Source organism: Frigoribacterium sp. AC759 (assembly GCF_979256015.1).
Genome location: NZ_CEEDMT010000219.1, coordinates 1 through 231, shown reverse-complemented (window position 1 = coordinate 231; position 231 = coordinate 1). Strand labels below are relative to the sequence as shown.

1 pseudogene is annotated in these 231 nt (G+C 65.8%); it reads right to left on the bottom strand.

From position 1 onward, the window contains the following. Nucleotides 1-231 (bottom strand): annotated as a pseudogene (locus ACZ6JE_RS15730) (permease-like cell division protein FtsX); the annotation flags it as partial.

Genomic DNA, 231 nt, shown 5'->3' with positions numbered 1-231 from the left:
ACCGCGTCGATCTGGTCTTGCGTGGCCTTCGCGCCCGTGCAGTGGCCGGTCGTGTCGGTGTCGGTGCAGAGGTACACCGCCACCTGGGCCTTGTCGGACCAGTAGCCCTTCATCTGATTGATCTGCATCTGCAGCAGCGCCGCCGTACCGACGAAAGTCAGCGAGAGGAAGGTCACGAGCACGACGGCGACGACCATCGCGACGATGCGCCGCAGGCCGCTGCCGACTTCG